The sequence below is a fragment of the Vibrio sp. 378 genome, assembly GCF_033339435.1.
On sequence record NZ_JAWOUO010000942.1, the window covers coordinates 1 to 566 of the forward strand.

The 566-nt window shown below is 44.9% G+C and carries 1 protein-coding gene; it reads right to left on the bottom strand.

Going from position 1 to position 566, the window contains the following annotated elements:
- Positions 1-348: hydroxymethylbilane synthase (locus R7Q48_RS29730; protein ID WP_411979314.1), on the bottom strand; the 348-nt coding region annotated here is incomplete at its 3' end.
- Positions 349-566: the final 218 nt, after the last annotated feature.

Below are 566 nucleotides of genomic sequence, written 5' to 3' on the forward strand. Positions count from 1 at the left end.
GCTGTTATAGGTATTAGAAACGAAGGCGTCGCGAGGGTCTTCGCGCTCGCAAATGGTCACGAGGCCAAGGCCTTCTGGGAAGTCGACAGGTACGTCTTTCATTGAGTGCACGGCTAGATCTGCACGGCCTTCAAGCATGGCAACTTCAAGTTCTTTAACGAACAAGCCTTTGCCACCAACTTTAGCCAGCGGTGTATCCAAAATCACGTCACCTTTGGTCACCATGGTTACCAACTCGACTTCCAAGCCAGGATGAGCGGCTTGAAGAGCGTCTTTAACAAAATGAGCTTGCCATAGTGCAAGTGGGCTTTTTCGAGTTGCAATGCGAATTGGTGTGGATTGGGTCATGATCTTCTCAATGCTGTTTGGATTTGGCTTTATCCTACCATTCTCATAAAGAAATGCTTACTGTTAGTTAGTTATCTCGTGGGGCTAAGGAAGGATTTACATAAGGTTGTGAAAATAGTGTGACTGGATTCTCAATTAGACTAAGGACTATTATTAGTTAGAGGCGATTACAAGCGACACTACCGCGTCTTCATTTTTGTGACTAAAGTATGGTTTTA